The following is a 25,605-nucleotide window of genomic DNA, read 5'->3' as shown; positions in this document are numbered from 1 at the left end:
ATTGGATATGAAAACTCTTAAAAATATTACCATTGCATTATTACTGTTAACAGCCGCAGCTGTAGGTTCCTTCACCCAGAAAGAGCATGATAAAGCGGCTGACAAGAAAGCTATTTTTAAAACCCTTGAAAATTATAACTTGGGCTGGGAAAGACGAGATGTAGAGTTGACGATAAAAGATTATGCTGACTCTACAGACTGGACCAATGCTTTTGGGGATCGGGTACGCACCAAGGAAGAATTAAGCATTCTATTGAAAGAAGTCTTCAGTCTTGATTTTGTGATGTCTGGCAAGCAAAATTATGCCAGCCATGATCTGACTTTTCTTAGTGATCATATTGCACTCTTAAGATCAAGAAATCTCAGAGAAGGGCAAAAATATAGTTCTGGTAAAGCCATGCCTGATCGTGACATTAATCACCTGAGAGTGTACGAAAAGATAGATGGACAATGGAAAATAGTGAGTCATATGATAAGTCAGGCTCACCTAAAAAAGTAATCTTACACTAATCTAATATGAAAAAGAATTTCTATACTAAAAACTACTTCTTTGGCTTAAGCATAACCATTTTTATCATGAGCGTAATTGCCTTTTCGGACAATTGGCTAACAGATGTAGGGCAGACAAGTAATAGCGATCCGAAAATGATTGTTCATGGCCTTATTATGTTTGCCTGGACCATCGTACTAATTATTCAAACGAATCACATTCGGAAGCTGAATATTGCCCAGCATAAGAAATTGGGAATTACAGGGTTTTTGATTGCCGTTCTTATGCTTTTGAGTATCAATTATCTGGCTTACCTAGGCCCCGATTTTAATCAGTTGCCCTTCTTTGGCAAGGCCAATAGGATATTTGTACCCGTTTTTGCCTTAATGTTGCTATTTGCTTATTTGAACAGGTACAATAAACTACTCCATCAATATTTTATTTTTGTGGGAATGTTACTTTGTATGGAGCCGATTCTGAGTCGTTTTTGTGCAAATCTGGACTTGAGCCCTATGGTGTTCGCATTTCCTATTTGGTTAGGACTATGGATATCAATTTTTATGTATGATATCATCTTAAGAAGGAAACTCCATCCTATTCTCTATCTGGGTTTCATTTTTTTTCTAGGGGTTTATATAATTCTTTCTTAATGTAAATTTTCACTTGATTCCAAATTGCTAAGAGGAAACAATATAGAACTTGTTTAAATAAGTACATTCTTTAATTAATTTTCACATAAGTATTGCCCGTTCAAACTTATTCTTTGTAATTTTGTTGTTATACTAACTAAATTAGCTAACAAGCTTAAATTTTTTCAGTTATGGCAATAATGATAACAGATGAATGTATTAATTGTGGTGCTTGCGAACCTGAGTGCCCTAATACAGCAATATATGAAGGTGGTGTAGAATGGAATTGGGCAGGAGGGACCTCGCTTTCAGGAAAAGCTAAATTAATAGATGGAACAGAAGTGGATGCAGAAGAAATGCAAGAGCCCGTTTCTGATGAATTCTATTATATCGTGACGGGCAAGTGTACTGAATGTACAGGTTTCCATGAGGAGCCACAATGTGCGGCTGTTTGTCCTGTTGATTGTTGTGTGGACGACCCAGATAATGAAGAGACGGATGGAGAGTTAATGTCTAAAAAAGAATGGATGCATCAGGAATAGGAGATTTCTGATTTCAAAATATTGAAACCCGCAAGTGTTAACAGCTTGCGGGTTTTTTGTTTTATAGACTTTCCAAAAGTAGCAGTCTGCTGTCTTTTGAGAACATTAGTTTACCATTTTCAACTGTAGCGGTTTCACCAGTATAAAAATTCCGAACTTCCTGATTTTCATCAAAAACCTTTTCGACCTCTACTTCCTTAACGTTTTCAGCCATTACTACCATTACTTGTTCATCGTAATCATTTATATTTAACTTTCTGCTGAATGTATATGGAGCATCAGATATTTTTTGATGAGTACCAGCCCCAATTGCAGGATGGTTTTTTCTAAACTGTCCTAATTTTTGCCAATGATTGTGGATTTCCTTTATGCTGTACCCTTCTCTTTTGGCATCTGCCTCTAGCTCATTCCAATTCATTAAAGAGCGTAATTTGGCATCACCCTCAGCATCAGAATTTAGTAAACGGGCTGTTTCATCTCCGTAGTAAATTTGTGCGGCTCCTGGGGTTAGCATCAAATAAGTTGCAGTATTGAAAACATTAGTTCTATCAGCGTCATAAGGATTACCATCATCATGAGAGGACAGATAATTTAGAACTGATTTGTTTTTCAATTCACCTTCGTTTAAGAGGCTATCGTAAGTAGCAAAAACTTTATCTGGATGCTTGTCTTTTAATTCCCATTTCAAGGAGAAATTAATCATGCTATGGAAACCTTCATCAAAGAAATTAACAGCAGTGTCACCATCATAAGTATAATTTAATCCATCATAAATAGAATAATTATAAATTTCACCTACCATATAGAAATCTAAATCATCTAATTTTTCTTCCGGGTTTTCACTTTTCCAATCTCTTAAAGCTTTCAATGCCTCTGCATATAATTCGCCCCATATTCCGGCTTCCGTATGCTTTACAGTATCTACTCTAAAGCCATCTACGCCAAATTCTCTGATATAATCTGTTATCCATTTAATCAGGAAGTATTTTGGTGCTCTTGGGTAACCGGTGCGTTCAAAGAATTCGTCTAATTCAGCTAATTCTTTCTCTAGACGCCCTTCTTTTTCCCATTTGTCTAATAAATGCGGGGGAAGTTCAACAGTTTCTTCTGATTCAGTAAGTATATCTGGTAAATTGTCAACAAGCGTGCATTTCACAGTGCTTTCCCAATCTTGGTAGGTACAATTTGGGCCTGTCCTGACCCAGCCATCCCAAATGGGATCTTGTTCAGTAACTGGTCCAGTGTGATTCATCACCACATCTAATAAAATTCTGATGCCATTTTCATGAGCGGTTTTCACTAGTTCACTCAAATCTTTCATGCTTCCGAAGTTAGGGTCTAATGCTGTCCAATCTTTAGCCCAGTAACCATGAAAGCCATACGTTTTGCCAGTGCCTTCATCCACTGAACCATGAATTTGTTCAACGAGAGGATTAACCCAAATGGCATTTACACCCAAATCTTGAAAATACCCGTCCTTAATTTTTTGAGTAATACCTTGTATATCGCCCCCCATAAAACTACGTAAAGTAGCGCCATCTTGCTCTCTCCCAAAATTGTAATCATTACTGGGATCCCCATTATTGAATCTATCCGCTAACAGAAAATATACAATGGCATTCTCCCACATAAAAGGAGCCTTGTATTTAGGAGTAGCTTTCTTTTCATGCGGTGTATTGCATCCAAAAATTAGAATAAAAAAAAGGAGTAGAGGTGCGGTTTTCATTATTGCTGGTTTACTAAAAAAATATTTTTTGAATTTGCTAAGAAAAATTGGCTTAAGCAATTTTTGAAGGTATGTTAGTGGAAATGTAACAGCTATCACGAGCTTCCAAGCTTGCGCTCAAAATAAAAAGGGCAGCAAATAGCTACCCTTAAATTATTAATTACTAATTAATTAACTCGGTATTTGCTGAAATTCAACAGCAGGTTCACCATTTTTAAATGCTTTTCTTGGTTTTAAGTTTAAAGTCTGGAATAACTCGGCATCTTCATTTACTTCAGGATTTGGAGTAGTTAATAATTTATCTCCTGCAAAAATTGAATTCGCTCCTGCCATAAAGCACATTGCTTGTTCTTCTTGATTCATTCTTACTCTTCCGGCTGATAAACGAACCATCGCTTTTGGCATAGTAATTCTTGCTGTTGCGATCATTCTCACCATTTCCCAAACAGAAACTTTAGGTTGCTTTTCTAAAGGGGTACCCGGAACAGGTACTAATGCATTTACCGGAACTGATTCAGGGTGCTCTTCCATGGTAGCTAGTGTATGGAGCATTCCTACTCGATCTTCATGTTGTTCTCCCAAACCAATAATACCGCCAGAGCAAACTGAAATTTTTGCTTTTCTTACATTGCCTATAGTATCTAATCTATCATCGTAAGTTCTCGTGCTAATGATGTCGTCATAGTGCTCCTCAGAGGTGTCTAAGTTGTGATTGTAAGCATACAGTCCCGCTTCTTTCAATTTCTGAGCCTGAGATTCCGTTAACATTCCAAGCGTACAACATACTTCAAGGTCTAATTCATTAATGCCTTTTACCATGTCTAAGACTCTATCAAAATCACGATTATCTCTTACTTCCCTCCAAGCTGCACCCATACAAAATCTGGTGCTGCCATTTTCCTTCGCTATCCTAGCGCTTTCTAGCACTTCCTCAGTGGGTAATAATTTATGCACTTTTACATCCGTATGATAACGAGCTGCTTGCGGACAATAGGCACAGTCCTCAGGACAACCACCAGTTTTCACACTTAATAAGGTGCAAACCTGAACCTCAGAGGGATCATTAAACTCTCTATGAACAGTAGCTGCCTGATAGATCAATTCTAATATAGGTTGATTATATATTTTTTCTATTTCTTCCTTTGTCCAGTCGTTCCTTATTTCTGTCATCTTAGTTTTTTTAATTTAACATCAGCCAAGCTGATTTTTAGACTATAATGTAAAAAAAGGGGCAAATTATTTGATTTCCAAATCAAATGGCATTCTTGTTTGCAATCCTTTGTTTTCCATTACAAATTCTAACTCCTCTACATAGTGAGCCATTTCTCCGTAAGTGTATTTTTTATGCAAAACTTTAGCAGAAGAGCCCATTTCTTCTAGCAATTGCTGAAAAAATGGTTTCTTTTCTGGATAATACACTTTCATATAGTCGTTTTCAGCAAGTCCAGCGGAAGTAGCAGCTATATTCACCGCATCTTCAAAACCACCTAGTACATCCACTAAGCCGTTATCTTTCGCTTCAATTCCTGACCAAACTCGGCCTGAAGCCACATTTAGCAATTGATCTATCTGCATATTTCTTCCTTCGGCCGCTTTTGAAGTAAAGTCTTCATATCCTCTTTCTACAGAATTCTGGATGATTTGCTTTTCTGATTCACTTAAACTTCTACTTATAGTGTATAAATCAGAATACTCTCCAGTGCTCACCCTATCAAAAGTGATTCCTAGTTTGGTATCCATAAATTTCGATAAGTCTGGAATAATTGCAAAAATACCGATAGAGCCTGTGATAGTATTAGGTTGAGCCACTATAGTGTCGCATGCCATGGCCATATAATAACCTCCGGAAGCAGCAACACTTGACATAGAAGCAATGACAGGTTTTACTTTCTTGGCTAGATTAACTTCTCTCCACATTACGTCAGATGCTAATGCACTTCCGCCTGGGCTGTTTATTCTCAAAACTATAGCTTTAATTTTATCATCCAGACGCGCTTTTCTGATTTCTCTAGCAAATACATCAGATCCAATGCTTCCTTCTCCTCCTTTTCCGGATACAATATTTCCCTCAGCTACAATCACTGCAATTCTATTTGTATTGTATTTATCTGCTACAAAGGATTTGCTATACTTTTTTACTGAAACTACAGGTATTTTAGCATTCTCTTCCAATCCAGCAATTTCTCTCATTTTAGTTAGTACTTCATCATAGTAGCCCAATTGAGTTACTAACTTATAATTCAAAGCATCTTCCGTAGTTCTTACTTTCAGTTTATCAGAAATAGCTCTTAGTTCGGTAGGGTCTATACCTCTAGAAGTAGCAATATTATTAATAAAAACACCATATACGGAGTTTAAAAGTACACTGATTTGCTCTTTACTTGCTTCACTCATATCTTTTCTGATGAAGGGCTCAACAGCACTTTTGAAGGTACCAACTCTGAATATTTGAGGTTCAATATTAAGTTTTTCAAAAGTTCCTTTGAAGAAAGTGACTTCGGAAGTTAATCCGCTCATGTCAAGCATTCCTGCAGGGTTTAAAACGATGTTATCTGCTACAGAAGCGATATAATAGCCTGTCTCGGAAAAGGATTCGCTATATGCTAAAACGGGCTTCCCTGCTGTCTTAAAATCAATCAATGCATTTCGTATTTCTTCAATTTGAGCAAAACCTGCCATTACAAATGGTGCATCCAGATAGATGCCTTTTATTTTGTCGTCTGTTTTGGCATGGTCGATGGATTCTAAAATATCTCTTAAACTGATAGGAGTAGGCTCATTGGTAAGCGCTTGGCTAAATTCAGCAAAAGGATCATCTGAGGTCATCTCTACGATTGGGCGGTTAAGCTTAATTTCTAAAAAAGAGTTTTCAGAAATTTTAACTTCACTGTCTTGTGAAGCAATTCCAGCAAAGATTAGAAAGAAGCCAACGAAGAAAATGATCAAAGCAAGTAGGCTTGCAAAAAGGATTTTAAAGAAACTTTTCATAAAATAAAATAAGGATTGATAATCGATTAAATTTTACTGCAGTATTAAAACACTTAATATTGCATTCAACTTACAAATTAGCTATAAATTAATTTGATATAAAAGCATATTTGTATTGATGGCAAAACTTAATTATGGAAGGGATATTCTTACTACTTGGTAGCAACATGGGAAATAGGCAGAAAGTATTAGTGAAAGCGATCGAATCCTTAGAAAATAATGGTATTACGATTTTGAAAAAATCCTCGGTTTATGAAACTGCTGCTTGGGGTAAAACGGATCAGCAAGCATTTTTAAATCAAGTTTTGCAGGTAGACACTGGGCATCCACCTCAGAAATTATTAAAACTCATTTTAGCAATAGAACTTGAATTAGGGAGAATAAGGAAGGCGAAATGGGGAGAGCGATTAATTGATATTGATATTTTGTATTATCATAATTTCATTTTAAAAGATGATAATTTGGAGATTCCGCACGCTGGAATTCCTCAAAGACGTTTCACTTTAATACCGTTAGTTGAGATTAACCCGGACTTAGTTCATCCTACGATGTATAAGTCGCAACAGGAACTATTGGATAATTGTAAAGATGATTTGGAGGTTTCTGTGTTTACAAGTTAATTATTTGGTAATTGGTATTCTTGAATTAAAATTATTCTTATATTCAGATGAAAACCAAACTTAATTTGAAACTATGAAAAAGTATATTTTTATGCTTTGCACTGCTACGATTTTTTTAATGGCTTCATGCGGTGGATCAGAATCGAAAGATAATTCCTCTGAAGAGCTTAAGATGGAGGAAGAAAAGATTGCGGATGAAGTTGAAAAATCTTCTGAAAAAGCAAAGAAACAAGCAGAAGAAACAGAAGAAGAAGTTGAAAAATTATTAGAAGATATTTAAATAACAAGACTATGAAATCTACTTGTAAAAAATCGATTATTTATTTTTCTCTGCTTTTATTTATAGCAATGTTCCAGTTTGAAAGTTATGCCCAAGGTAAATCCGAAAAATCTCAGGAGAAGAAGGAAATGAAGAAAAGTAAAACTTCAAGTGAAATTAGTGAAGAAATAGAAAAAGAGTTGGAGAGTCAGGAGGTAATGGATCAAGAGCATAAAGAAATGCATAAATCTGATAAGCATATGGAGGGTAAACCTTTGCAAAAGAGAAAAGGTAAATCAGAAGATGATCATTATGAGAAGCATCATGGAAAAATGAGCGGAGATGGGTCGGGACAGGAATTTGGACATATTCGTTCTGAAGAAGCAAAAAAGAAAATGATGGCTACTCATCAAAATATGCAAAAAGCGGAAGAAGCCATAATAAGATCGGAAGAGAAAATAGCGGAAGCTAAAGAAAGATTGTTAAAGACTGAGCAAGAGGGAACTATTTCTGATGAGGACTTAGCCAAAAAGAAAGAAAAAATTAGAGAAGCTGAACAAAAAGTGGCTGAAGCTAAAGAACGATTAAAAGTACAGCATAATCGGGTGCATGACAAAATGATGGAAACAAAGAAACTTCAAAAGGAAAAAATTAATAAAGTGGAAGAGGTAGAAATTGAAGAATAATGATTTGACTCTCCAAGATTGTTAGGCTATCTTAAATAATAAAAGATAGCCTTTTTTATAATCAGACATATACTTATTATTACACAAAAAAAAAACTAGATGGAGCTATTCGATAAAATAAAGTGGATATTAGGTATACTGATGATATTGTCACTTATTATAACAACTAATCTAGTTGATAGGAGTAATTTCTCCCGAATGAATGCTGCTGTTGAAACAATTTATGAAGACAGATTAGTGGTCAAGGATTTAATTCTTAAAATAACCACTGATATTCACCAAAAAGAGATTGCGGCCATCGAGGCAGATGCTAGCTTCTACGCCAAGCAAAATAAACAAATAAATAGTGAGATAGATGGACATCTTTTAAGTTATGCTCAAACTAAACTAACCAATAAAGAAGAACTATTTCTGAATGACTTCAAAAGGAATTTAATTGAGTTAAGAAAAAATGAAATGGACTTTATTCAATCCAATTACGTTCAAGATTCAACGCTTCTAAATCTGTTCCAAGTTGTTAAAAGAGACTTAAAAAACTTGGCCGAAATTCAACTTGCGGAGGGAAGTCGACAATTTGAAATAAGTCGCAGAGCAATGGGTACTGTTGATTTGTTCACTCAAATTGAAATATATATTCTTATTTTTCTGGCTATCGTAATTCAAATCATAATAATCTACAGTCCTAAGAAAGATAGCTAAATCCAAAGTGTTCAATTTGACCAATTTTTAAAAAATCATATTTAGCCCTATTCCAGAAGGAGCAAAAGTTAAATTGAACTCAGGTTTATATCTCTTTTCCCCTAGCAATTTTCTTGAATTATAGAGCTCTATGGCCTCGTCCGCTTTCCTATTGGCTAATTTTTTAAGTGGGACTGCTATAGCAATTAGACTAACTCCGGTGATCAGCAATGGAAGTGTAACTTCTGGAGTTGGATCGAAAAAGGTAGGCATGAATGCCCCAACACCAAAGCCCGCTACAATTGATGAAGTAAAAGCCCATCTTCTTGATGACTTCATTCTTTTGTGCGAAACTTCAAAGGGTTTCATCATTCTCAGCACTTGCCTTTCTGATACTTCTTGACCTAAAATGAAATAACGGTTACTGACCAAATTACCTTCTCGTTCTATTAGGGGTACATCATTTTGACAAATTCCTACTTGAGAAATTGCAAGAAATAGAATTAGTAATAAATTTTTCATTGGTTGAGAGTTTAAAGTTGAGGTTTAGTTCATTTTTATGCTCTGAAAGCTTCAATCAAATCTACCAACATTTCAGTTTGTTCTTTAGAATGCGTGGGGAAGTTGGCAATACGGATTTGCTGGTTTTTATAGCCGCCATAGCCAGTTCCGACATGGATTTTCCGCTGCTTGAGGTGTTCAATTAGCAAGCCACTATCAAAATCGGTTTTTATGACCTTTACAGTCTTTGAAACATATTTGTCATTTTCCACAAAATGATGGAGTTGTGGATGTGCATCAATTACTTGGTTTAGAATAGCTGATTTATAATCTATTTCTCTTCTGATTGCTAAAGTGCCTTTTTCCAGCATATCAGCAGCTACTTTTGCTAAAGTGTAGATTCCTAAGATATTGGGTGTCTCAGCGGTCTGATAAACTTGAGCTTTTTCGACCATGTCTGGTAACCGGTGATAAGAACCGGTGACTTTGCCTTTGGCCTCTAAAGTTTTAGCTTTCTCTAAGCATCTATTATTCACTATCCAAATACCTAATCCAGCAGGCAACCCAAATGCTTTTTGGACTGAAAAATATAGCGTGTCAATATTTCTGAAATCAATCGGTATAACAGGTACTCCTGAAACGCCATCAATTGCAATTAATTTATCGGGATATTTTTCTCTTAGTGCATTTATGCTGTCCAGCGGAAAGGTTGTTCCACAAGCAGATTCATTTAGACAAATTGTAATGAGTTCAGCACTTATAGGCACTTCAATTGCTTTAAAATCAGGCACAGTACCATCCTCTGCTACTAATTCATGTGCTGTTCTACCCAGCTGAGTAGCTATCTTTGCAAAACGCTGAGAGAAGGCCCCCATACTTACATGGTAACTTTCATCTTCCACGCAATTTTCTATTATTCTTTCCCAAGCCTCATTGGCTGATGACGTAATCAGCACATGATAATCTTCTGGAATGTCCATTAACTTTCTCAAGTTTTGTTGGCATTCTTTATAAATATCTTTGAATTGTTGCCCTCTATGCGAAGTGGAGCACACACCTTTTTTCAAAGCAGTTTTAATATGCTCTTCAGCTGTGAAATATAAAGCTGATGGACCTGGGGTAAAGTATAATTCAAGCATTGGCAGTTTCTAAACTTATTTTGGATTTTTTCTTATAATCGGATAAGGTTATTCCAAAGAACAGTGCAGCTGGAATAAGCATACCGATAGCGCAAAATAAGTACATCTGCGATAGCGAAAAAATTTCTACAATATTTCCTAAGAAAAAAGCGCCAATTCCTATTCCTAAGTCGATGGAAGAAAAGAAAGTGCTAGTAGCAACTCCTCTTTTTTCAGGTTTTACCATATTGATGACCATGGTTTGTAGCGTTGGCATCACAATACCATTACCTAAACCCAACACAAAGCCTGCCACTAAAAAGCTGGGCTCAGCTGTGCTTTGCGATAAGAGAATCAATCCTGATATGGTACCAATAAAGCTTAGCAACATTACAAAAGCGGGTCCTTTCCTATCCATCATCTTGCCTGTAGAAGGCCGAATAATACTAACTCCTATTGCATAAATGAGGAAAAACATTCCTGTGCTTTCAATGGATAGCTCTTTTGCAAAAAGGGTGATAAAAGACATGATACCTGCAAAAGGAAATGCTAATAAAAGCATCACCATAGAAACTTTAAGTACTTTTGGTTCAAATACATTCTCCCAACTTAGCTTGTTTTTTCTGTTACTGATCTTAGGGTGATTCACAAAGAAGGACATGACAACAGCCAAAGAGCATAGTACTCCTGATGTAATGAAAAGGGCTTGATAGCTTCCAGTTTCCTTTAAAATTTGTAGGCCGACAAGTGGGCCTATAGCCATACTCACGGTCATAGATAACCCGAATATACCGATTCCTTCTCCTCTTCTGCTATCTGGAACCAGATCAGAAGTTATCGTGCCACCACCAGTCGTTACAATTCCCCAGAATCCTCCATTTACTAATCTTAAAAATAGCAGGAACATGAAAGAAGCAGCTAACCCATAAGCAGCCATCACTAAAGCATAGCAAAACATGGCAAAAAGAAATAATTTCCTTCTTCCATATTTATCAAAAGCATAGCCACTTAAAGGCCTTACCACCAAGGCCGATAATGCATAAATACCAATTATATAACCCACTTTATCAGCACTTTCACCTAATACATCAGTAACAAAAGTGGGTAGGGTAGGAAGTAAAAAATAAAATGAAACCGCCATCAGAAGATAACTAAAGCAGTGGAGTAAGAAATCTTTCGTATATAAAGGGGCTTTAGTCATATGAATCTCTTGTCTGGATTTGTCAGAAATTAATGTTGATACATTGAATTCGGGAGTAATAACTCTTAAATAGCATCTTAGGTTTGCTTTTTGTAAGGAAATAGTATTTGGATTAGGCGCTTTATATATCTTTTAGGGATGCCTGTTTTCAAGTTTTTGCAGAATTTCAGGAATATCTTCTGACTGGCAATCATGAAGTAATTCTCCATTGACCACCAAGTTGGGTCCTAGTTTGCAATAATCCATGCATTTTGTTTTTACCAAGCTTACGTTTTTGATTTTATGAACTTTAACGTTTTTCTTTAGGTCAGACTTTAGCTGATCGCATCCGTTTTTCTGGCAGTCTTTTCCTGTACAGATAAAGATATGGTTATTGTGGCTCTTACTTGGTTTCAATTGCTATTATTTCGTGATGAATTGCTATAGTAACTCTAACATGTAGCGAAAATATTTTGCTAAGGTTTCGAATTCGATTTTAGAACATTTCTAATTATTCAACAGATTCTCTTCTGTCACCTTATTAATTAATTCAATGGAATTTTTGACTTCGAGCTTTTGCATCAGATTTGCCCTGTGCGTATCAACAGTCCTATTACTGATAAAAAGTTCTTCGGCAATCTGATTACTTGTATAACCTTTCATTATTAATTTTACAATCTCCAATTCTCTCTTGGTTAAGTTTATTTTCGGTTGCGTAAGTTGCTGTTTTTTCTTTTTCAGGCTTGTGATGTAATTATTGACCATTACATCTCGAACCTCTTTGCTGTAAAAACTGACTCCGTCCATCACTTTTTTGACTCCACTGATTAGTTCTTCTTTATCAGCCCCTTTGTGAATATAGCCGTGCACACCAGCTTCCATACATGAATTAATATATTGCTCGTCCAAATACATACTTAGCATTACAATTTTGGGCTTATTTTTTGCTGAAAGTATCTCAGGTACAGCTTCAAGCCCATTTTTTTCTGGCATAGATATATCTAGCAATACTACTTCCGGTTCTAATTCTTCATTTTTTTTAATTGCTTCGTTTCCATTTTTAGCTTCTCCTATCACCTCAAAGTCTTCTTCCGATTCTAGAAATATTTTGATGCCATTTCTAACTAATTGGTGGTCATCTGCTAGTAGTATTTTAAGCATGTGTCTTTGAATTAATGTTAATGATAATATTCGTCCCTAATTTTGAACTACTATCAATGTCTATGGTACCTCCCATCGATTTTACTCGGTCGATCATGTTAAATAGGCCATGACTTTTATTTTTTCCACTATCCCTTTTTGCTTTTTCCAAATCGAAGCCTTTACCATCATCTTCTATACTCAATCTAACTTCTGTTGACTGTTTGTAAAGTTGGATCGATACATTTTTTGCCTTCGAATGTTTTTGAATATTGCTCAAGGCCTCTTGTACAATCCTGTAAATATTGATTTTTATTTGCTCTAAATCTCCACTATTCAAATTGGTATTGAAATTAATTTTGAATTCTTTTGAGTCAAAAGTACTGCATAAATCTTCCAGACTAGATTTTAAATCAAATATTTTCAATTTGGAAGGCATAAGATTTTCTGAAATTTTATGCGATTCTTCTATAGAGGCATTTATCAGTTCTACCAGTTTATCTTTTATGCTTTTTTCTTCTATTAAGCTTTTGGCATTCATTTTCACCACATTCAACATTTGTCCCAAGCCGTCATGAAGCTCTCGGCTAACTCTTGACCTTTCAGTTTCGGCCCCTTCAATTTGAGCAGCCAATCTCATTCTTTTTTCTTTTTTTTCTTTTTCAAGCTTTTGTAAGCTTTCACTAGCGTCATTGAACATTATTAGAAATTGCTCTTGCTGAAGATTGAAAAATTTTGCCTTTGCAATATGGACATTGTTGATTGGAAATCTTCTACCAGCAAAATTGATATAGATAATTTTTTGAGTCAGGATATCATTTTGATTAATTTCTTTCAGAAGAGAAATAGATAATGGCTCATCTTTTAAGTCAGAGAGTTTTATATCATCTCCTAGTTTAAATTCTAGTAGTATTTCAGGTAAAGTGTTCAGTAGATTTGCTGTAAACTTATTCAAATATTTTATCTTGTAATCTGAATCAATTACTATTAAACAACTTTTAATATTATCTAAAATTGTTGAAAGCAGTTTTTGCGATTCCTTCTTCTGCTTATCGGCCTCGTGTTTAAAAAGACTCAACTCTATATTGCTTAGCAATTCTGCCTCTGCAAAAGGCTTACTCAAAAATGTATTTGGGAATGTAAGCTTTGCTCGATCAAATGTTTTTCGATCATTAAGTGCAGTAAGGTATATGACGGGTATATCCTTTATTTTATTAATCTCTATAGATGTTTCGATACCATCATATTTACCCTCCAGCATTACATCCATAATGATTAATGACGGGGTATGTTCCTTAATATAATGTATTGCGTCTTCTCCGGAATTTTTTATATCAAGCACTTTGTACTGAGCTCTTTGCAATACTTTTTGCAAATGCATACTTACTATTTCTGAATCTTCAACAATCAATATGCTTTTAGGCATTGAGTTTTTGGGTTTGTTCTTGCTTTTTCAAAGGTTGATTAATTATAGGTAAATTTCTAGTCTACAGCAAAAGATATATTAATATTTTGTCATAGAATATTTTTATTTATTTTAAGTAATGCCCCATTATTCACTGTAAACCCTCTTTCTAAGTATTTATACCTAATGCTAGTTGCGTAATTAGTACTAAGAAAAATACATGTTTTTCTCGATTGATTACACTTTTTCGAGGTCCTACCTTTATATCATAAAAAAATCTAAAAATGATATGGTAAAAGCAGCCACAAAACTTGAAGAAAATGTAGCGCCTCAATCAAAGACCGCTTCGTCCTCCAGTTCTAACGGACAGGATTTAAAGAATCACATCACTGCTGTGAATAATGCATTTGCGTCTATAGAATTTGACCCCAAAGGTTTTATTATAAAGGCAAATGATCAATTTCTTACTACCGTTGGCTATTCCTTAAATGAACTGAAAGGAAAGCATCACAGTATTTTCGTTTCCGATGACTATGCAAACAGCAATGATTACAAAGGTTTTTGGAAAGCATTAGCGGCAGGTGACCATCAAAATGGAGAATTTTTAAGATTTGATAAAAATGGTAATGAACTATGGTTACAAGCTTCATACACTCCCATTCCTGATGATAATGGTAAAGTAGCTAAAGTAATTAAATACGCTTTTGATATCACTGAGAAGAAAAAAGTAGAGCAGGAAGCAATTGAAACTGCTAAAGAATATGAGAAAGTGAAAGTAGAGTTAGAAACGCGCATGGATCAAATAAATGTTGCTTGCTTGGTTTCTGAATCTGATTTGAAAGGTAATATCACTTTTGTAAACGATAAACTTTTAGAAGTAACGGGCTACACTCGAGAAGAGTGTATAGGGCAGCCACATAGTATGTTTCGTCATGCTGATTCTCCAAAATCTGTTTTTAAAGATATGTGGTCTACCATCGGAAGAGGAAATATTTTCCGCGCAGAAATTAAGAACAGGAAGAAAAATGGGGATCCTTATTTTGTAGATGCCATTATCGCGCCCGTTTTGGGTCCAAACGGAAAGCCAGTAAAATATATAGGCGTTCGATATGATATTACGGAGCAAAAATTGAAGGAGCAGGAAATCCAGCAAGCGATGGAAGAGCAGTCTGATGTCATTGAGGTTATCCGTGCTATGGCGAAAGGAGATTTAACTCAACGAGTTCAGAATGATTCGGAAGTAGCTGGTGAAGTAAACGGGGCACTTGATAATTTGAATGAAGTGTTGAACAGTATTAATAATGGAGCTGAAGTAGTTTCTACATCATCTGGAAATTTATTGAAGCGAAGTGAAGGTATTAAGAATAGCTCAAATGAAGTGGCATCTGCTATCTCTCAAATGGCAAAAGGTGCGCAAGACCAAGCATTAAGAACTGATGAATCTTCCAAATTAGTGGATGGTGTAATGAAATCTTCTCAGGAAATGCAATCTAAGGCAGACTTCATTAATAAAACAGCTCAAGATGGGCAGAAACGATCTGAAGAAGGCTTGAAAATCATCAAGAATTTGGTAGAGAATATGACGGGGATTGATAGTTCTGCAATGAAAACTTCTGAATCTATCGCTATTCTTACGGAAAGAGCTGAAGAAATCGCAAGAACCTTGAATGTAATTACCGATATCGCTTCGCAAACCAATTTATTGGCATTAAATGCAGCTATCGAAGCCGCAAGAGCTGGAGATGCAGGTAGAGGTTTTGCAGTAGTGGCCGAAGAAATAAGAAAACTAGCAGAAGATTCTAGAAAATCTGCAGTAGACATTGAGAAGATCATAAGTGATGTTCAAAAAGATACGGTGTCTGCCGGAAAAGCAATAGAAAGTATGCAGACCAGTGTTAAGGAAGGCGGAAGTGCTACTAAAGACGCTGAGAACATTTTCGTGGAAATTGCCGGTTCTAGCGATACTACTTTCCAACATTCTAAAGAAATACTATCAGCCTCAAACGGACAGAGAGAAGCCATTGAAGCAGTGGTGAAGAATATTGAGCAAATAGTAGTGGTAGCGGAGGAGACAGCAGCAGGAACACAACAAGTAGCAAGTTCTTCCCAAGAATTGAATGCGGGTATGGTCGAAGTGACCGATGCCAGCAATCAGTTGAGCAAAATTGCAGAAGACTTGAAGTCAGGTATCAAGAAATTCACTTTAACTAAAGCTTAAGATGGAAGCAGTAAAAGAACAGGGAATTAAAGAAAATCAGCAGAAATCGCAATTAATTGTATTTCGACTAGGTGATGAGGAGTATGGCTTACAGATTGGTCAGATTAAGGAAGTAGTACCAACACCTCATATTACTCGATTACCTCAAACACCTGCATATGTGAAAGGAGTGGCCAATATCAGAGGAAATATTATTGCAGTTGTAGATTTGGAAGAAAAATTTGGCTTGAAACAAGAAGAAGATGATTCTGCAAACAACTATACTTTGGTAGTAGAAAGTGATGAGGTGAAAATGGGTGTTTTGGTGAGAGAGTTGCCTAACACTTTAAATGTAAAGCAATCTCAAATTGAGGATTCAGCCAATATTATTCAAGATGGTGGTGCAGATCAATCTTATATCAAAGGGATTGTAAAATTAGATGATCGATTAATCATTATGTTGGATATATTCAAAACCATGAGCGAGAGTGAATTGAATGGTGTTTTTAAAAATAATAAAGTAACTGAAAATGTCTGAGCACGCTTTGAATTTGGGTGATTTTATTGTCACCAAGGACTCCACTAATATTGCTTGTTATGGCTTAGGGTCATGCGTAGGGCTGTTTATTTATGATAGAATTAATAAAATATCAGCTGCTGCACACGTAGTTTTATCCGATGAGTTAGAGAAACATACGACTTACAATGCAAAAACTGCCTTTGAAAAATTGATTGAAGAGATTGAGAAAATCGGAGGAAATAGAAATGCACTTAGAGCTAAAATTGTGGGAGGAGCTAACCTTTTTAATTCAGGTTTTAAAACGGGAGAAAGAAATGTTAAGGCACTTCGCAAGCTGATTTTGGATAATAAAATCTTTTTGGCAGGGCAAGATGTAGGTGGAAATAAAAGCCGGACTGCCCGCTTCAATACTTTAAATGGAGACTTGTCAGTTTCCTCACAAAATACAAATTACGCAATTTAAAAATTTAAGATAATGGGAAAGAAAGTTTTAATCGTAGATGATTCGCTGTATATGCGAACACTAATAAAAGATGCATTAGAAGAGGGAGGTTATGAAGTCGTGGGACAAGCTGCCAATGGAGAAGAAGCGATTGACCTGGCATTTGAATTACAGCCGGATATCATCACTCTGGATAATATTTTACCTGATATGATTGGTACTGATATTCTAAAGGTTTACAAAGATGAGGGCTTACCTTCAAAAGTATATATGATCAGTGCCGTAGGACAAAATTCCGTAATCGAAGAAGGAATGACCCTTGGTGCTGAAGATTATATCGTAAAACCTTTTACTTCCGAACAACTCGTTCAGGCTTTGGCTAAGGCGTAATGAGTAAGGTAAAAACCATATCAACCTTAATCGTAGAAGATTCCGCTTTGATGCGCATCCTGCTTTCTGATATTCTAAAATCAGATCCTGATATCGAATTGTTGGGCACTGCAAAGAATGGAAAGGAAGGAGTCGAAAAAGCGAGATTACTGGAGCCGGATGTCATTATATCGGATATGATAATGCCCGATTACGATGGGGTGTATCTGGTTGAACAGGTGATGAAAGAGAATCCGACACCTGTTATTCTTCTAAGTTCCTTGGAAAAGAATGATGGCTTGGTGTTCGATGCGCTCCAAAAGGGGGCCTTCGATTTTCTGGATAAGCCAAAAGATGATATTACAAACTCCATTAAGGCAAAAAATTATCCTTTAACTACTTTAGTGAAGGCTGCAGCTGAATCTAACATCAAGAAAATTGATGTTAAGGTAAATAGAAATAGTCATGCATTTCACGGTTCAGCGGCTTACGCAGCCATAGTGATCGGAGCTTCAACAGGGGGGCCCGGTGCCATTGAAAATTTATTAAAGCAGATGCCTCAAAATTTGATTTTACCTGTAATCATTGCGCAGCATATGCCCGATAGTTTTATCAGTTCCTTTGCTAAAAGATTAGATGAGCTGACAGCATTAAAGGTGAAAGTAGCTGATTCAGGTGAGGAGATTAGAGCCGGTTTCATTTATTTAGCTCCGGGTCATTCAAATATGAGGTTACGGAAAAATCCCCACACGGGAGGTGTAGTAGTGCACTTTACGGATAAAGTCTTTACTGAATTCAACAATCCTTCTATTGACTGTTTGATGGAATCTGCAGCTGAAGTTTACGGGGACAGAATGATTGGATGTATTCTCACAGGAATGGGAAAAGATGGAACTAAAGGTTTAAAAAAAGTAAAAGCGAAAGGAGGGTTAACCATTGCACAGGATGAGAACACTTCTGTGGTTTATGGAATGCCGAAAAGCGCATTTGATTCTGGTGCTACCGATAAATTAGTTCCATTGAATCAACTGGGGGGTTATTTGGTAAGTTGTTTATAAAAATACTCAGAGATGTCTAACAAAGAACAAGAATATAGAAAGTTATTTATTTCAGAAGCAGATGCAAATGTGGAGGAGCTGGAAACGCTCTTAACGCAATTGGAAAAATCTCCTGCTGATCAAAAGACCATTGATTCTATTTTCAGAATCATGCATACTCTGAAGGGGAACGCAGCCGGAATGGGGTTTGAAGTGATTTCGAAGTTTGCCCATGCCCTAGAGGATTTGTTTTCTGAAATTAAACAGTCCAAGATTCAAATTGAAGAGGAGCTTTTTACAACCCTTTTTAAAGCCGTTGATACGCTTAAGGAATTAGTGCAGTCACTTTCTGATGATAAATTGAATGTTCGGTATAGAGGTGTTCAGCGCAAATTAGAAGTAATTGCTGAAAACAGCCGAAAAGCTGAAAAGCCTCAAGTGGAACCAACTCCTACTAAAAAAGGTGTTGCCAAGAAGTCAGTTTCAAAGGCTAAGAAATCTTCAACAGTTCCTGAGAAAGAAGAAAAACAGCAGTTAGAAGAATTGCAAGCTCAAGTCCACCAGCATCAAGCCAAACAGCCTAAAAAAGCCATGACACTAGAAGAGGAAAAAGAAATGATTACGGCTGAAGAAAAGGATGCGAAGAAGATCAGTTTCTCAGATATGGTGCAAGTGCCTGTTGAGAAATTAGATAATCTTTTGAACTTGGTGGGGGAGTTGATTATTGAAAGAGATCGTTTAATTACTACTCACGAAGCAAGTGTCTCTCGCAATGAATTCAACAGCTTAAAAAGAGTATCTTCTGATCTTCAATATTCTGTAATGGATGTTCGATTGGTTCAAGTGGGTTTTCTGTTTAACAAATTCCACAGAGTAGTGCGTGATGCAGCCACTACTGAGAAAAAGCAAGTGGATTTGGTAATAGAAGGTAGCGAAACGGAAATTGACCGTAATATTTTACAAATCATATCTGATTCTCTTATCCATTTAATTCGAAATGCTATTGGTCATGGGATTGAAAGTGAGGCGGATAGAACAGGAGAAGGGAAAGAGGCAATTGGTAAATTAACGCTGTCCGCAAGGAATGAAAGTGAGGGTGTAGTCATTGATATAAAAGATGATGGAAAGGGAATTGATGTAGAAAAAATCAAGAAGAAAGTGGCTCAGAAAGGCTGGGTGGAAACTTCATTTTTGGAAAAAATGTCGCAGGAGGAAATCATTTCTTTCATTTTTGAGCCAGGTTTTTCTACTAATGATGCTGTTAATAGTATTTCGGGTCGTGGAGTAGGTATGGATGTCGTAAAGAAAGCGATAGATTCTGTGGGGGGTAATATAAAAGTACAGACTGAAGCGGGAAAAGGCTCTGTATTTTCTTTGATTTTACCTTCTTCTATGGCAGTAAAATCCACACTTTTATTTGAAGTAGGTCATAGTCAATATGCAGTGCCACTTACCTACACTGATGCAGTTCTTTCATTGGAAAGAAAAGAGGTTTACAAAATACAGAATCGGTTGATGATTAATCATCAGGATCAAACTATAGAAACTGTTTTTCTGAAAGATTTATTCTTTCCAGAAGAGTTTTCTTCGCGAACTGAAGCTTTAAAATCCAATGAAAAATGGAATGTGGTTTTGGTACATTACAATGGTAAAAAATTAGGATTGGTAGTCGATAAATTATTGCAGCAGAAAGAAATAGTTGAGAAACCTTTAAAGAAGCCTGTCGATTTTGTACGCTACGTTAGTGGCGTAACCATTCTGGGAAATGGTAAGGTATGTCTTGTAATTAACATACCTCAAATTGTGCAAAAACTATTCAATCATTCAGTCAACGTAAACGCTACTGCTGTAGCTTAAATCATATGGAAAAAATTAGTAAAGAATTAAAATCGGTAGCGCAGGAGATCTTCCTTAAAGGATACGAAAAGGCAAGTCAGTCCTTTTCTAGTTTATCAGGAGCACCTGTAAGCATTAAGAACTTCGAATTGTTTTTGGGAGAAGGACCAGATTTCTTACAAAAAATAATTAAAACAAAGAACCCCTCTATTTTGACAACAGATATTATTGGTGAAGCAAAAGGGCGAAGTTATTTAGTTTTTAGTGAGGCAGATGCGCAGGCTGTCCCTGATATGTTGATTCAAAAAATGAAGAGTTTGCAATCCAATCCTGATTATGCAGAGATTATCCTCAAGGAGGTTGATAATATGGTGTCTGCTGCAGTGATTACGGAATTATCCAATCAACTGGATTTAAAAATATATGGAGATGTTCCTAAAATGATCTTTCCTAAGGAAGCAGATCGAGCTTGGTTGCAAAATGAAATTGAGCATCATGAAGATATGTTTGCCATTCTATCATCAGCCAATTTTTCATTTGAGGGAAATATGAAAATCAATCCATATTTTATCTGGATTTTAGATAAGCAGTTCTACTCAGTGTTGAACCAAAAAAAACTAAATTATGCAAATTGATCGAACCCATAAATTTTTAATAGTAGGCCTTAGTGGAATTCTGGTGATGCTCATTTCCAGCATTTTGCTAACTCTGGTATTACAAAATTTAAATCCTTACTACCACCTTACTATTTACGCTGCGGCATTTGTATTTTTCTTCGTAATGATGATAAGCTATAAGCGAGAAAGAAGTGCAATAAAGCAGATTTCTGATTTAGGTACTGATTTGAGCGTATCGGACACTGTATTTGAAATCAAGTCTTCTAATACATGGACTCGAAATTTTTATCAGGATATTTTGACCAACAGGCAGAAAATAAAGCAAGCAACCGAATGGATCAACACTATAGCAGAAGGTGGGAAGCTTGAATTGGCAGCTGAGAATGATGATGAACTCTCTAAAGCGGTCGTAAATCTCCAGTCTGAGCTAATCAAATTCAGAAGTAAAGAAGAGAAGCGTACCTGGCAAGCGGAAGGTTTAGCTAAATTTTCCGAATTACTTCGCAGCTATAATGAAAATATAAAAGATTTCGGTTTCCACATTATTAGTGAAACTGTAAAGTACATTAACGGGAATCAGGGAGCTCTATTCTTGGCCGGCCAGGATGAAGACGAAGAATACCTAGATATGATAGGTTGCTATGCATATGAACGAAGAAAGCTGGCTAGGAAGCGAATTTCAAAAGGAGAGGGCCTTGTGGGTCAGTGCATGCAGGAAAAAGATTTGATTTACATTACTGATGTCCCTGAGCAATATGTTAAAATCACCTCAGGATTAGGTCATGCACTACCGCGACACATCATAATTATTCCATTAATAAGCGATGAGAAGATGGTAGGAGCAATGGAGCTGGCGTCTTTTCAAATTTTGGAAGATTATCAAATTGATTTTTTGAAAGATTTGGCCAAAAACATTGCTGCTTCGGTAGCTGTGATTCAAGTTAATGAGAATACGCAGTTATTGCTTGAAAAGTCGCAGAAGATGTCCAGCGAATTGCAGGCCAATGAAGAGGAGATGCGCCAGAATATGGAAGAAATGGAGGCTACTCAGGAAGAAATGGCGCGTAATCAAATGGAATTGGATGGTGTATTCAGCGCAATTAATAACACTTTACTTAAAGCGGAATTTGATATTGAAGGTAATGTTATTGCTACCAATCAAAAGTTTATTGATTTTCTGAAATGGGAAGAAACGGAGATTAAGAATAAAAGGCATAGCCATATTTGTAAAAATGCTGATCTATGCAATGAGGTTTGGAGTAGAGTGCAGACAGGGAATAACCATATTGTTGAATTTGAGACCCGCACCTCCAAAAAAGAGAAAGTATGGATTGAAGCTTCCTATTCACCTGTTTTGGATGCGGCTGGTAATCTTAGTAAGGTGCTTTTGCTAGGTCAGGATATTTCAGAACGTATAGCTAATGAAGAAGAACAAAGAAGGTTATCATTGGTGGCAGATAATACTGATAACTCAGTGATTATTACTGATAAAGACGGGTTGATAGAATATGTCAATTCTGGTTTTGAAAATATGACTGGTTACACACTTAATGAAATTGTTGGGAAAAAGCCTGGTGAATTTTTACAAGGTCCTGAAACTAATCAAGAGACGAAGTGGAAAATCAGTCAGCTACTGAAAGAGCAAAAACCAATTTACGAGGAAATTCTTAATTACAGTAAAGATGGAAGGACATACTGGGTTTCCTTAGCTATCAATCCAGTAAGAGATGAAAACGGAGAATTGAAGAATTACATAGCTGTTCAGGCTGATATTACTGCTACTAAGAAGTCCGCTTTGGATGCTAAATATAAGCTGGAAGCTATTGGTAGATCAAATGCTGTCATTGAGTTTGATACTAATGGGTTTGTACTCGATGCTAATCAAAATTATTTAGATATAGTGGGATTTGAAAAAGACGAGCTGATTGGAAAGCATCACGAAGTAATGGTTGATCAGTATATGGCGAAATCAACAGAATATAAGAATTTGTGGTCGCGATTAGCACAGGGTGAATTTATTACCGGAGAATTTGAACGCTATACTAAATCCGGAAAGAAAGTGATATTAAAAGGAGTTTTTAATCCAATCTTTGATATTAATGGTAATGCGATTAAAGTGGTGAAGTTTGCTACTGATATTACCCAAGAGAAAAGGCTGGAATTGGAAAATCAACGACAACAAGTTGAACTCATGAACCACATGGAAGCGATTAATAAAACCATTGGTTCTCTAGAGTTTGATAAAAAAGGAAAAATAGTGACGGCTAATGAAATCTATTTAAGTATAACCGGTTTTAAAATGGAGGATATCCAAGGCAAGTCGTATTTTGATTTATTACCGGAAAAAGATAGGTTTAAACCTCAATATCAATTAATGTGGGAGAGTCTTCAGAACGGAAAGTTTTTCTCAGGGGAATTTAAACAAGTGGATAAGCAAGGTCATGAAGTTTGGCTTTCAGGTACTATCAATCCAATTTACGATAATGCCAACAATTTAGAAAAGGTACTTTTACTGGCTCAATTTACCACTAAAGAAAAGCAGAAGCTTAATGACCTTGGTGGTTCAGTAACAGCCATGAAAGGAGTGATTCCAATATTGGAATTGAATACAGATTTCAGCTTAAAAAATGCTAATCCTTTGTTTTTTGAAGCATCCGGTTATAGTAGAATGAGTTTAAAAAGTGTTGATTTTAGTGATAGCTTTAAACTTGAGAAAGGATTTTCGTCTAAATCTATTTTAAAGGAATTACAGAATGGTAAACGAGTGGAAACTACTCTAAAGTTTCAAACTCAGCAGGGTGATTGGGTAGAGTCAAATGTCAGTATAGCAGCTGTCCAAAACTTGGATTTAGAGTTAGATAAAATTATTATTCTATTCACAGGTATGGTAGAGCAACAATTAAAACTGAAAAATGTCAACTGATAACACTATATCAACGGGAGTAGAGATTACTGATGAAGAAATGCGTTCTATTCAGGATGCAATTATGAAAAGGTACAGCATAGATTTTTTTAATTATGAACCCAAATCTTTCAAAAGAAGATTACAGAGAATATATAGAAAATTCAATTTCACGTCAAGCTTTGATTTGTGGAGTAGAACTCTGAAAGACAAAGATTTTGTCCATGATTTTATAAACGAGGTTTCTGTTGGCTTAACTTCTCTTTTTAGAGATCCTGAATTTTGGCAAACCTTTAAAAAAGTTTGTAAAGATCATTTTTCAGAACAATATCGAATCAATGTGTGGCATGCCGGATGCTCTTCTGGAGAGGAAATTTATACCTCAGCTATTGTCTGGGATGAGTTAGGGTTCACTGGAAAAGTGAAAAGTATAGCAACTGATATTTCTTCCAATGCATTAAAAACGGCAGCAAGCGGGAAGATTATTCAAGCCAAATTACCGGAGTACGAAAGAAATTTGAAATTATACCAATCTAATGCTAGACTGGATAAGTATTTCACCGAAGGAGAGGGGGGCATTGTATTCATACCAAAATTTCTTGAGAAGGTAACTTTCAAGAACTCTAATTTAATTATGGAGGACTATGGGGATAATCAATATGATATAATTTTCTGTAGAAATGTTTTGATATATTTCGATGGACCTGCTAAAGAAAAAGTAATTGCAAAGATTTATAGAGCTTTAAAGCCTGGCGGGTTTCTTATTATTGGGTTTCTTGATAGTATGCTGAGTTATTTAACTGACGAAAAGTTCGAATACTATGATTTACGGCAAAGGGTTTTTAGAAAGCGTTGATTCACAAAAAAGCCCGTTAAATTTATATTTAACGGGCTTTTCATCATAGAATCTTTTCTAATCTACTTTTCTGCTTTTTTCTTCTTGGCAGTTGTAGTTTTTCTAGTAGTACGTTTCTTTTTTGGCTTCTCTTCTACGATTTCATCTTCAACATCTGTTAAGATTCTCCCACAGTGCTCACAAACGATCAATTTTTTTCGATCTCTTATGTCAGCTTGTCTTTGAGGGGGAACCGTATTGAAACATCCACCGCAAGCACCTCTCTTGACAGGAACAACAGCTAAGCCATTTCTAACATTTCCTCTTAATCTTTCGTAGGAAGCAGCTAATCTATCTTCAATTTTCTTTAGCGCTTTTTCTCTATCTTTTTCAAGCTTTGCAACCTCTTCTGTTGTTTCCGACTCGATATTTTCTAATTCAGAGCGTTTGCTATCTAAATCTTTTAATCGGTCTTCGTGCAAGGCTTTCGTTTCTTCTATGCCTTTTACCTTATCTTCAATTTTTGCTTCAGCTTCTTTTATTTTTTTCTCATGGATTTGAATATCCAATTGCTGTAGTTCAACTTCTTTAGTGATGGCATCATATTCGCGATTATTTCTAACGCTCATTTGTTGCTCGCCATATTTGGCGATTAACTTTTCTGAATCTTTGATTCCTTGCTTAGCCGCCGATATATCGTCTTTGATAGCTTGAACGCTATCATCAAATTTCTGAATACGGGTTTCATAGCCTGCAATTTCATCTTCCAAATCAGCTACCTCGTCAGGTAGTGCTCCCCTCACTTTTTTAATATCGTCTAATTTTGAATCGATACCTTGTAATTTTTTCAAGGCATCAAGTTTTTGTGCTACAGTACTTTCCATGCAG

The 25,605-nt window shown here is 36.1% G+C and carries 26 protein-coding genes; 16 read left to right on the top strand and 10 right to left on the bottom strand.

Translation table 11 applies throughout. The features are described 5' to 3' along the window. The first annotated feature begins 7 nt into the window (after positions 1-7). The 3 genes from B9Y84_RS12995 (at position 8) to B9Y84_RS12985 (ending at position 1,661) form a co-directional block, all read left to right on the top strand. The gene (locus B9Y84_RS12995) at positions 8-499 is read left to right on the top strand and encodes a YybH family protein (RefSeq protein WP_085517814.1); all 492 of its coding nucleotides are present in this window, start codon (positions 8-10) and stop codon (positions 497-499) included. Positions 500-516: 17 nt separating this feature from the next. After that, complete coding sequence (locus B9Y84_RS12990) at positions 517-1,140, top strand: hypothetical protein (protein ID WP_139828034.1); 624 nt, start codon at positions 517-519, stop codon at positions 1,138-1,140. A gap of 170 nt (positions 1,141-1,310) precedes the next feature. Beyond that, positions 1,311-1,661: a 4Fe-4S binding protein gene (locus tag B9Y84_RS12985; RefSeq protein ID WP_085517812.1), complete on the top strand. Its 351-nt coding sequence runs from the start codon at positions 1,311-1,313 to the stop codon at positions 1,659-1,661. 61 nt (positions 1,662-1,722) lie between these two features. Here the strand turns inward: B9Y84_RS12985 and B9Y84_RS12980 are convergent, their stop codons facing one another. The 3 genes from B9Y84_RS12980 to sppA all read right to left on the bottom strand — a co-directional run bounded on the left by B9Y84_RS12980 (position 1,723) and on the right by sppA (position 6,375). After that, a complete protein-coding gene (locus tag B9Y84_RS12980) occupies positions 1,723-3,387 on the bottom strand; it encodes an alpha-amylase family glycosyl hydrolase (protein ID WP_085517974.1) in 1,665 nt (554 codons plus the stop codon). A gap of 171 nt (positions 3,388-3,558) precedes the next feature. After that, positions 3,559-4,557, bottom strand: a complete 999-nt coding sequence (bioB, locus tag B9Y84_RS12975) for a biotin synthase BioB (protein ID WP_085517811.1) — start codon at positions 4,555-4,557, stop codon at positions 3,559-3,561. A gap of 66 nt (positions 4,558-4,623) precedes the next feature. Then, positions 4,624-6,375 (bottom strand): signal peptide peptidase SppA, encoded by a 1,752-nt coding sequence (sppA, locus tag B9Y84_RS12970; RefSeq protein WP_085517810.1) that lies wholly within the window; start codon positions 6,373-6,375, stop codon positions 4,624-4,626. A 134-nt stretch (positions 6,376-6,509) separates the two neighbouring features. On the opposite strand from sppA, the gene folK reads away from it, so the two are divergent. From folK to B9Y84_RS12950, 4 genes are all read left to right on the top strand, one after another. Beyond that, complete coding sequence (folK, locus tag B9Y84_RS12965; RefSeq protein WP_085517809.1) at positions 6,510-6,995, top strand: 2-amino-4-hydroxy-6-hydroxymethyldihydropteridine diphosphokinase; 486 nt, start codon at positions 6,510-6,512, stop codon at positions 6,993-6,995. A gap of 73 nt (positions 6,996-7,068) precedes the next feature. Then, positions 7,069-7,275, top strand: a complete 207-nt coding sequence (locus tag B9Y84_RS12960; protein ID WP_085517808.1) for a hypothetical protein — start codon at positions 7,069-7,071, stop codon at positions 7,273-7,275. An 11-nt stretch (positions 7,276-7,286) separates the two neighbouring features. Continuing rightward, a complete protein-coding gene (locus B9Y84_RS12955) occupies positions 7,287-7,940 on the top strand; it encodes a hypothetical protein (protein WP_139828033.1) in 654 nt (217 codons plus the stop codon). Positions 7,941-8,039: 99 nt separating this feature from the next. Next, positions 8,040-8,639, top strand: coding sequence for an MCP four helix bundle domain-containing protein (locus B9Y84_RS12950; protein ID WP_085517806.1), 600 nt, complete (start codon positions 8,040-8,042; stop codon positions 8,637-8,639). Between the two features lie 27 nt (positions 8,640-8,666). Here the strand turns inward: B9Y84_RS12950 and B9Y84_RS12945 are convergent, their stop codons facing one another. The 6 genes from B9Y84_RS12945 to B9Y84_RS12920 all read right to left on the bottom strand — a co-directional run bounded on the left by B9Y84_RS12945 (position 8,667) and on the right by B9Y84_RS12920 (position 13,983). Next, positions 8,667-9,140 carry a hypothetical protein gene (locus B9Y84_RS12945; RefSeq protein WP_085517805.1) on the bottom strand — a complete coding sequence of 158 codons (474 nt, stop codon included), beginning with the start codon at positions 9,138-9,140 and terminating at the stop codon, positions 8,667-8,669. 35 nt (positions 9,141-9,175) lie between these two features. Continuing rightward, a complete protein-coding gene (locus B9Y84_RS12940) occupies positions 9,176-10,258 on the bottom strand; it encodes an aminotransferase class V-fold PLP-dependent enzyme (protein ID WP_085517804.1) in 1,083 nt (360 codons plus the stop codon). Beyond that, complete coding sequence (locus B9Y84_RS12935; RefSeq protein WP_085517803.1) at positions 10,251-11,438, bottom strand: MFS transporter; 1,188 nt, start codon at positions 11,436-11,438, stop codon at positions 10,251-10,253. Before B9Y84_RS12935 ends, B9Y84_RS12940 begins: the two co-directional genes overlap by 8 nt. 132 nt (positions 11,439-11,570) lie before the next feature. Then, the gene (locus B9Y84_RS12930; RefSeq protein ID WP_085517802.1) at positions 11,571-11,834 is read right to left on the bottom strand and encodes a (2Fe-2S) ferredoxin domain-containing protein; all 264 of its coding nucleotides are present in this window, start codon (positions 11,832-11,834) and stop codon (positions 11,571-11,573) included. Between the two features lie 90 nt (positions 11,835-11,924). Then, complete coding sequence (locus B9Y84_RS12925; protein ID WP_085517801.1) at positions 11,925-12,578, bottom strand: response regulator transcription factor; 654 nt, start codon at positions 12,576-12,578, stop codon at positions 11,925-11,927. Then, positions 12,571-13,983: a response regulator gene (locus B9Y84_RS12920; RefSeq protein WP_085517800.1), complete on the bottom strand. Its 1,413-nt coding sequence runs from the start codon at positions 13,981-13,983 to the stop codon at positions 12,571-12,573. Before B9Y84_RS12920 ends, B9Y84_RS12925 begins: the two co-directional genes overlap by 8 nt. 268 nt (positions 13,984-14,251) lie before the next feature. Between B9Y84_RS12920 and B9Y84_RS12915 the strand changes: the two genes are divergently transcribed. Genes B9Y84_RS12915 through B9Y84_RS12875 form a run of 9 tightly spaced genes read left to right on the top strand, consistent with a single transcriptional unit; the run spans position 14,252 to position 24,738 of the window. Beyond that, positions 14,252-16,180 carry a methyl-accepting chemotaxis protein gene (locus B9Y84_RS12915; protein WP_176223794.1) on the top strand — a complete coding sequence of 643 codons (1,929 nt, stop codon included), beginning with the start codon at positions 14,252-14,254 and terminating at the stop codon, positions 16,178-16,180. A gap of 1 nt (position 16,181) precedes the next feature. Next, positions 16,182-16,697 (top strand): chemotaxis protein CheW, encoded by a 516-nt coding sequence (locus B9Y84_RS12910; protein WP_085517798.1) that lies wholly within the window; start codon positions 16,182-16,184, stop codon positions 16,695-16,697. After that, positions 16,690-17,142, top strand: a complete 453-nt coding sequence (locus B9Y84_RS12905; RefSeq protein WP_085517797.1) for a chemotaxis protein CheD — start codon at positions 16,690-16,692, stop codon at positions 17,140-17,142. Before B9Y84_RS12910 ends, B9Y84_RS12905 begins: the two co-directional genes overlap by 8 nt. Positions 17,143-17,154: 12 nt before the next feature. Then, entirely contained in the window at positions 17,155-17,511 is a 357-nt protein-coding gene (locus B9Y84_RS12900; protein WP_085517796.1) for a response regulator, read from the top strand. Beyond that, positions 17,511-18,548, top strand: a complete 1,038-nt coding sequence (gene cheB, locus B9Y84_RS12895) for a chemotaxis-specific protein-glutamate methyltransferase CheB (protein ID WP_085517795.1) — start codon at positions 17,511-17,513, stop codon at positions 18,546-18,548. The genes B9Y84_RS12900 and cheB overlap by 1 nt, the downstream gene beginning before the upstream one ends. Before the next feature lie 12 nt (positions 18,549-18,560). Beyond that, a complete protein-coding gene (locus B9Y84_RS12890; protein ID WP_085517794.1) occupies positions 18,561-20,384 on the top strand; it encodes a chemotaxis protein CheA in 1,824 nt (607 codons plus the stop codon). A 5-nt stretch (positions 20,385-20,389) separates the two neighbouring features. Then, positions 20,390-20,998, top strand: a complete 609-nt coding sequence (locus tag B9Y84_RS12885) for a hypothetical protein (RefSeq protein WP_085517793.1) — start codon at positions 20,390-20,392, stop codon at positions 20,996-20,998. Further along, a complete protein-coding gene (locus tag B9Y84_RS12880; RefSeq protein ID WP_085517792.1) occupies positions 20,988-23,903 on the top strand; it encodes a PAS domain S-box protein in 2,916 nt (971 codons plus the stop codon). Before B9Y84_RS12885 ends, B9Y84_RS12880 begins: the two co-directional genes overlap by 11 nt. Next, the gene (locus B9Y84_RS12875) at positions 23,893-24,738 is read left to right on the top strand and encodes a CheR family methyltransferase (RefSeq protein ID WP_085517791.1); all 846 of its coding nucleotides are present in this window, start codon (positions 23,893-23,895) and stop codon (positions 24,736-24,738) included. Before B9Y84_RS12880 ends, B9Y84_RS12875 begins: the two co-directional genes overlap by 11 nt. Before the next feature lie 62 nt (positions 24,739-24,800). Here the strand turns inward: B9Y84_RS12875 and B9Y84_RS12870 are convergent, their stop codons facing one another. Further along, entirely contained in the window at positions 24,801-25,601 is an 801-nt protein-coding gene (locus B9Y84_RS12870) for a zinc ribbon domain-containing protein (protein ID WP_085517790.1), read from the bottom strand. Positions 25,602-25,605: the final 4 nt, after the last annotated feature.

The sequence above is a fragment of the Marivirga sericea genome, from assembly GCF_900177665.1.
GTDB lineage: Bacteria > Bacteroidota > Bacteroidia > Cytophagales > Cyclobacteriaceae > Marivirga > Marivirga sericea.
Note: the sequence above shows the minus strand (reverse complement) of the source record. Positions and strands in the feature narration are given on the sequence as shown.